Below are 6912 nucleotides of genomic sequence, written 5' to 3'. Positions count from 1 at the left end.
GATCCAGGGCGGCGGCTTCACTGCCGACATGGTGCAAAAGCCCACCAAGGCACCCATCCCGCTTGAAGCCAACAACGGCCTCAAGAACGACACCTACACCATCGCCATGGCGCGCACGGGCAACCCCAACTCGGCCACCTCGCAGTTCTTCATCAACGTGAAGGACAACGCCATGCTCAACGCCCCCAACCCCGACGGCCACGGTTACGCCGTGTTCGGCAAGGTGGTGGAAGGCACCGCGGTAGTCGACAAGATCAAGGCCGTGGCCACGGGCAACAAGGGCCCCCACCAGAACGTTCCCAACACCCCCGTCACCATCACCTCTGCCACCGTGGTGAAGTGATTTTTTGAAGAAAGCACTGCAATGAGCAATCCACAAGTTGAACTCCACGTCACCATCAACGTGGCTGAAACCGCCACCCAAGGCGTCATCACCCTCGAACTGGACGCCGTGAACGCGCCCAAGTCCACCGCCAACTTCCTGGCCTACGTGAACAGCGGCTTCTACAACGGCACCGTGTTCCACCGCGTGATCAAGAACTTCATGGTGCAAGGCGGCGGCATGACTGCCGACATGAAGCAAAAGGAAACCCAGGCCCCCATCGAAAACGAAGCCAAGAACGGCCTGAAGAACGACAAGTACACCGTGGCCATGGCCCGCACGGGTGACCCCCACAGCGCCACCGCCCAGTTCTTCATCAACACCGTGGACAACGGCTTCCTGAACCACAGCTCGCCCACCCCCCAAGGCTGGGGCTACGCCGTGTTCGGCAAGGTGGTGAAGGGCCAGGAAGTGGTCGATGCCATCAAGGCCGTGCGCACCACCCGCAAGGGCTTCCACGACGACGTGCCCTTTGACCCCGTGGTCATCGACAAGGCTGTGGCGCTTTGAGTCTCATCCCCCTGAGGCGCTGCGCGCCTTCCCCCTTCTCTCGAATTGCTGCGCAATTCGGGAAGGGAGACGCCGCCAGCGCGGCGGGGCGGCCCTTGCGCGGCGCCCACTGGCTTGCATCGCGCCGGTTTCATGCGCCGCGCTCATGGCTGTGCGCATGAAGCTCTGAGAGAAACGAACTCCGTGACCCCGACCGTGCCCCCGTTGGAGGAGCTTGTTGCTCCCTCACACTGGCGCACGGTCGATTTCATTTCCGACCTGCACCTGCAGGCCAGCGAACCCGCCACCGTGGCCGCATGGCAGCGGTATCTGCAAACCACGCCGGCCGACGCCGTCTTTTTGCTGGGCGACATTTTTGAAGTGTGGGTGGGCGACGACGCCATCCACGACCCTGGCAGTTTTGAGGGCCAGGTGTGCGCTCAGCTCCAGGCCGCTGCACAACGCACCGCGTTGTACTTCATGCATGGCAACCGCGATTTTCTGGCGGGCGGCGCTTTCTTGAAGCACTGCGGCATCACCGGCCTGCAAGACCCGACCGTGCTGAGCTTCGCAGGCCAGCGCTACCTGCTCAGCCATGGCGATCTGCTGTGCGTGGACGATGTGGACTACCAGCGCTTTCGCGTGCAGGCCCGCAGCCCCGCCTGGCAGCAACAGTTTCTGTCGCAACCGCTCGCTACGCGCCGCGCACAGGCGCGCGGTACTCGGCAAGAGAGTGAAGCGCGCAAGCAGTCGGGCACGGTCTATGCCGATGTGGACCACGCAAGCGCCATCGCCTGGCTGCAGGCCGCAGGCGCGCGCACACTCATCCACGGCCATACCCACCGGCCGGCAAACCATGCCCTGGCCCCCGGCTTGCAGCGCGTGGTGCTGAGCGACTGGGACGCGGCCGCATTACCCCCGCGCCTGGAAACACTGCGTTTGTCGGCCACGGGCTTGGAACGCGTGGCACTGGGCCCCATGTAGCGGGCGTCTTGAACTCAGGGGCGTGCCCACAGCAGGCCCCGATCCAGCCCACCATGCCCCCTTTTCTCAACCGGCTCTGGCGCAGTGTGCGTGCCACCGTGGCCCCCGTGCCCGCCATTTCGGCAGAGCTTTGGCTGCAAACCCTGCAGCGCTACCCCTTCCTGGCCCGCCTGTCGCTGCCCGAGCAGGGCAAGCTGCGCGCGCTCAGCGCCCTGTTTCTGGACCAAAAACAGTTCCATGGCGCCCATGGGCTGGAAGTGACCGATGCCATGGCCATCGACATTGCGGCGCAGGCCTGCCTGCCCCTGCTGCACCTGGGCGATGCTGCCAAGGCCCTGGACTGGTACGACGATTTCGTGACCATCGTGGTCCACCCCGGTGAAGCCGTGGCACGACGGCAGATGGTGGACGAGGCGGGCGTGGTGCACGAACACGCCCAGGTGCTGCTGGGCGAAGCCATGGAGCGCGGCCCGGTGATGCTGAGCTGGCAGCACATTGCCAATGCCCACGAAAACACCGCACGCGGCCACAACGTGGTGGTGCACGAATTTGTGCACAAGCTGGACATGCGCAGCGGCAACGCCAACGGCTGCCCGCCCCTGCCTGCAGGTTTCATGGGCGCGCGCACGGGCCGCGGGGCGTATGAAGCCTGGTGGAATGCGTGGGAGCCCGCCTACCAGGACTTTCGCGAGCGCGTGATCCTGGCCGAACGGTTTGGCGCTGAAAAGCCCTGGCTCGATGCGTACGGCGCCACATCGCAATCCGAGTTTTTTGCCGTGGCCTGCGAGGCCTACTTTGTGAACCGCACCCGGTTTGCGCAAGAGTTTGCCAGCCTGGTGCCGGTGCTGGATGCGTTCTTCCGGCGTGAGGCGATGGCCGACTGAAGGCCATCGGCCCACAAACTATGCGCCAGCGATGGCCCGAAGTACCTTGGGTTGCGCAGCGTGAATGCTATATTTTCAATAGCTGCTGGCGCTTATCCATCAAGCGCCAGCAGCCATTTTGGCTATAAACCCAACGCAAACCGCGCCGCCTTCGCCACGGCCTGGGCATCCACCCCAAAGAACTGGCGCAGCGCCGCGCGCGTGTCGCTGCGGCCAAAGCCGTCCGTGCCCAGGGTGATGTAGCGGCGGCCTTCGGGCACAAAGGCGCGCACCGTCTCGGGCACGGCGCGCACGTAGTCGGTGGCGGCAATCACCGGCCCGGCGGTGCCTGCCAGTTGTTGCGTGAGCCAAGGCGTGCCGTGCTCGGCCTCGCCACTCAAAGCACGCTGTTCGCAGGCCACGCCATCGCGGGCCAGCTCGCTCCAGCTGGTCACGCTCAGCACGGTCACCTCCACGCCTTCAGCCGCCAGCAACTCAGCGGCCTTGACCACTTCGGTCAGGATGGCGCCCGAACCCAGCAGAGTGACAGATTTGGATGAAATCGGGCTCTCACGCCCGTCCATCAAGCGCTGGTAGCTCTTGAAAACATAGCAGCCACGCAGCACACCTTCGGTGGCACCCGCTGGCAAATCGGGCTGGGCGTAGTTCTCGTTCATCAGCGTCACGTAATAGAAGACGTCGCGCTGCTCGGTCACCATCTCGCGCATGCCGGCGTCGATGATGACGGCCATCTCGCCCGCATAGGCAGGGTCGTATGCCTTGCAGTTGGGGATGGTGGCGGCCACCAGATGGCTGGTGCCGTCCTGGTGCTGCAAGCCCTCACCGCCCAGCGTGGTGCGGCCCGAGGTGGCGCCCAGCAAAAAGCCCCGCGCCCGCTGGTCGGCAGCGGCCCAGATGGCGTCGCCCACGCGCTGAAAGCCGAACATGGAGTAGTAGATGTAAAACGGCAGCATGGCCAGGCCGTGCACGCTATAGCTGGTGGCGGCGGCCGTCCAGCTCGCAATGGCGCCCGCCTCGCTGATGCCCTCTTCCAGAATCTGCCCGTCCAGCGCCTCGCGGTAGCTCAGCACCGAGCCGATGTCTTCCGGCGCATAGCGCTGGCCCACGCTGCTGTAGATGCCGACCTGCTTGAACAGGTTGGCCATGCCAAAGGTGCGCGCCTCGTCGGCCACGATGGGCACGATGCGCGGGCCCAGTTGGGCATCTTTCAAAAGCGTGCCCAGCATGCGCACAAAGGCCATGGTGGTGCTCATCTCCTTGCCATCGGACTGCAGCGCGAACTGCGCGTAGCTTTCGATGGCGGGCACGGGCAGCGCATCGCACACGGTCCCGCGCCGCGGCAAGTAGCCACCCAGTTGTTGGCGGTGGCGGCGCAGGTACTGCATCTCAGGGCTGTCTTCAGCAGGCTTGTAGAAGGCCAGGCCCGTGGCCTGCGCGTCGGTGAGCGGCAGGTTAAAACGGTTGCGGAATTCGATGAGGTCCGTATCGTCCAGCTTTTTCTGGCTGTGCGTGGTCATCTTGCCCTGCCCCGCCGTGCCCATGCCGTAGCCCTTCTTGGTGTGGGCCAGGATGACGGTGGGCTGGCCCTTGTGGGCGGCAGCGGCGGCGTAGGCGGCGTGGATCTTCACCAGATCGTGCCCGCCGCGCTTGAGGCGATCAATCTGCTCGTCCGTCATGCCCTGGGCCAGCGCCGCCAGCTCGGGGCTTTGGCCGAAGAAGTTGTCGCGGTTAAAGCGCCCGTCTTTCGCCGCAAACGTCTGCATTTGCCCATCCACCGTGCCTTGCAGCGTGCGCACCAGTGCGCCTGTCAGGTCGCGGGCAAACAGGCCGTCCCAGTCACTGCCCCACACCAGTTTCACCACGTTCCAGCCCGCACCGGCAAACAGTCGCTCCAGTTCGTCAATGATGCGGCCATTGCCGCGCACGGGGCCGTCCAGGCGCTGCAGGTTGCAGTTGACGACCCAGACCAGGTTGTCCAGCCCCTCGCGCGCGGCCAGGGTCAGGGCGCTCATGCTCTCGGGCTCGTCCATTTCGCCATCACCAAACACGCCCCACACACGCCGCTTCGCGGTGTGTCCCCCTGCCTCGTTGCGCCCTTCGCAATTGAGCAGGTTGCGGTGCGTGAGGTAGCGCATAAAGCGTGCGTGGTAGATGCTGCTGATGGGCCCAATGCCCATCGAGCCGGTGGGGAACTGCCAAAAATCAGGCATCAGCCACGGATGCGGGTAGCTGCACAGGCCCTGCGCCCCGGCGGCGGGCGCTGTCAGCTCCTGGCGGTAGTGCATCAGGTCTTGCTCAGACAAGCGCCCCTCCAAAAACGCCCGTGCGTACACCCCCGGCGCGCTGTGCGGCTGAAAGAACACCAGGTCGCCCCGGTGCTGGCCCTCGCCCAGCCCCTCGCGGGCACGGAAGAAGTGGTTGAAGCCGCTCTCAAACAAATCGGCCGCGCTGGCATAGCTGGCAATGTGCCCGCCCAGCTCGCTTGAACCGCCCAGATCGGCCTGGTTGGCGCGCACCACCATGGCGAGCGCGTTCCAGCGCATGATGGACGCGAGCCGCTCTTCCACCGCCAAGTCGCCCGGGAAGACGGGCTGGTTCTGCACGGCCACGGTGTTCACGTAGGGCGTGTTGAGCTGCGGCTGCCAGCCAATCTGCTGGGTGCGTGCCAGGTGCACCAGCTCGGCCAAGATGAGGCGAGCCCGCTCGGGCCCCTCGGTGGCCACCAGGGCCACAAAGGCGTCGCGCCATTCGGCGGTTTCTTGGGGGTCGATGTCAGCCACAGTGTCCTGAGGGCTGAGGAGATGGGTGGGCAGTGGGGCGTTCATGGGAGCACACTGTAGAAAAGTTTTCCAAAAATAGGATGCTGAAACGCGCAGAATTTGCCACTTCAAAAGCACAATATGCCGCATCAAAACGAAATTGCAGCACATGAAGCTTGACGCAACCGATCTGCGCATTCTGGCCGAGTTGCAGGCCGATGGCTCGCTCTCCAACGTGGAGCTGGCGCGCCGCGTGCATCTGTCGCCCTCGCCCTGCCTGGCGCGTGTGAAGGCGCTGGAGGCGGCGGGCGTAATTGCCCGCTATGTGGCGCTGGCCAATGCGGCGGCGCTGGGCCTGGGGCTCAATGTGTTCATCAACATTAGCCTGAAGACGCAGAGCAAGGAGGCGCTGGCCGACTTCGAGCGGCGCATTGCCGAGCACGACGAGGTGATGGAGTGCTACCTGATGAGCGGCGACTCCGACTACCTCATCCGCGTGGCACTGCCCGACATTTCGGCGCTGGAGCGGTTCATCCTGGAGCAGCTCACGCCGATTCCGGGCATCGAGAAGATCCGCTCCAGCTTTGCGCTCAAGCAGGTGCGCTACAAAACGGCGCTGCCACTGCCGCACGCTCGGGGCTGATAGCAGCGTTGATGCCTGCGCTCAGGTCCATGGCATGGGCCAGGTCCAGCGCCTGGCCGATGTCGGCCAGCAGGTCGTCCAGGTCTTCCAGCCCCACCGACAGGCGCACCAGCCCTTCGGCAATGCCGTGGGCGGCACGCTGCTCGGGCGTGTAGGTCGAATGCGTCATGCTGGCCGGGTGCTGGGCCAGGGTTTCGGCGTCGCCCAAGCTCACGGCGCGGGTGACGAGTTGCAGGGCGTCCATGAAGCGCACACCCGCCTGCAGGCCACCGCGCAGCTCAAAAGCAATCATCCCGCCCATCTGGCGCATCTGCCGCTGGGCCAGCGCGTGTTGCGCAAAGCTGGGCAGGCCGGGGTAGTGCACGGCTGCGGCAGCCGGGTGGGCAGCGATGAATTCGGCCACCTTCTGCGCGCTCTGGCAGTGGCGATCCATGCGCAGCGCCAGGGTTTTCAGGCCGCGCATCACCAGGTGGGCGTCTTGTGCTGACATCACGGCGCCGGTCATGTCTTTCAGGCCGTACAGGCGCACGCGCTGGGCCAGTTCGGCATCGGCAAACACGGCGGCGCCTGCCGTCAGGTCGCCATGGCCGCCGAGGTACTTGGTCATGGAATGCACGCTCACATCGGCACCCAGCAGCAGGGGCTGCTGCAGGTAGGGCGTGCAGTAAGTGTTGTCCACTACCACCTTGGCGCCCTGGGCGTGGGCCAGCGCCGACACGGCGGCAATGTCCACCAGGCGCATGTTGGGGTTGGCGGGGGTTTCCAGGTAGA

Annotated in this window: 7 protein-coding genes; 5 read left to right on the top strand and 2 right to left on the bottom strand. The window is 65.1% G+C overall.

Annotated features, from left to right (window positions below):
* The 4 genes from AADJ04_RS17230 to AADJ04_RS17215 all read left to right on the top strand — a co-directional run.
* Nucleotides 1-343 (top strand): peptidylprolyl isomerase (locus AADJ04_RS17230; RefSeq protein WP_341240364.1); only part of this gene is annotated, 343 nt, incomplete at its 5' end.
* 21 nt (nt 344-364) lie between these two features.
* The gene (locus tag AADJ04_RS17225) at nt 365-892 is read left to right on the top strand and encodes a peptidylprolyl isomerase (protein WP_066698174.1); all 528 of its coding nucleotides are present in this window, start codon (nt 365-367) and stop codon (nt 890-892) included.
* 183 nt (nt 893-1075) lie between these two features.
* Nucleotides 1076-1855, top strand: coding sequence for a UDP-2,3-diacylglucosamine diphosphatase (locus AADJ04_RS17220; RefSeq protein ID WP_341240363.1), 780 nt, complete (start codon nt 1076-1078; stop codon nt 1853-1855).
* Nucleotides 1856-1908: 53 nt separating this feature from the next.
* Nucleotides 1909-2739 carry a M90 family metallopeptidase gene (locus tag AADJ04_RS17215; protein ID WP_341240362.1) on the top strand — a complete coding sequence of 277 codons (831 nt, stop codon included), beginning with the start codon at nt 1909-1911 and terminating at the stop codon, nt 2737-2739.
* A 122-nt stretch (nt 2740-2861) separates the two neighbouring features.
* On the opposite strand, the gene mdeB is transcribed toward AADJ04_RS17215, so the two are convergent.
* A complete protein-coding gene (mdeB, locus tag AADJ04_RS17210; RefSeq protein WP_341240361.1) occupies nt 2862-5564 on the bottom strand; it encodes an alpha-ketoglutarate dehydrogenase in 2703 nt (900 codons plus the stop codon).
* Nucleotides 5565-5667: 103 nt separating this feature from the next.
* On the opposite strand from mdeB, the gene AADJ04_RS17205 reads away from it, so the two are divergent.
* Nucleotides 5668-6141 (top strand): Lrp/AsnC family transcriptional regulator, encoded by a 474-nt coding sequence (locus AADJ04_RS17205; protein WP_341240360.1) that lies wholly within the window; start codon nt 5668-5670, stop codon nt 6139-6141.
* On the opposite strand, the gene AADJ04_RS17200 is transcribed toward AADJ04_RS17205, so the two are convergent.
* A partial coding sequence (locus tag AADJ04_RS17200) for a PLP-dependent transferase (RefSeq protein ID WP_341240359.1) occupies nt 6089-6912 on the bottom strand: 824 nt, incomplete at its 5' end. The genes AADJ04_RS17205 and AADJ04_RS17200 overlap by 53 nt on opposite strands.

It is taken from the genome of uncultured Acidovorax sp. (assembly GCF_964021665.1).
Lineage (GTDB): Bacteria > Pseudomonadota > Gammaproteobacteria > Burkholderiales > Burkholderiaceae_C > Acidovorax > Acidovorax temperans.
This window is presented reverse-complemented; position numbering and strand designations above follow the sequence as displayed.

Coding starts and splice junctions, on each gene's coding strand:
- AADJ04_RS17225 (WP_066698174.1), top strand. CDS start 365: ATGAGCAATCCACAAGTTGAACTCCACGTCACCATCAACGTGGCTGAA.
- AADJ04_RS17215 (WP_341240362.1), top strand. CDS start 1,909: ATGCCCCCTTTTCTCAACCGGCTCTGGCGCAGTGTGCGTGCCACCGTG.
- mdeB (WP_341240361.1), bottom strand. CDS start 5,564: ATGAACGCCCCACTGCCCACCCATCTCCTCAGCCCTCAGGACACTGTG.
- AADJ04_RS17205 (WP_341240360.1), top strand. CDS start 5,668: ATGAAGCTTGACGCAACCGATCTGCGCATTCTGGCCGAGTTGCAGGCC.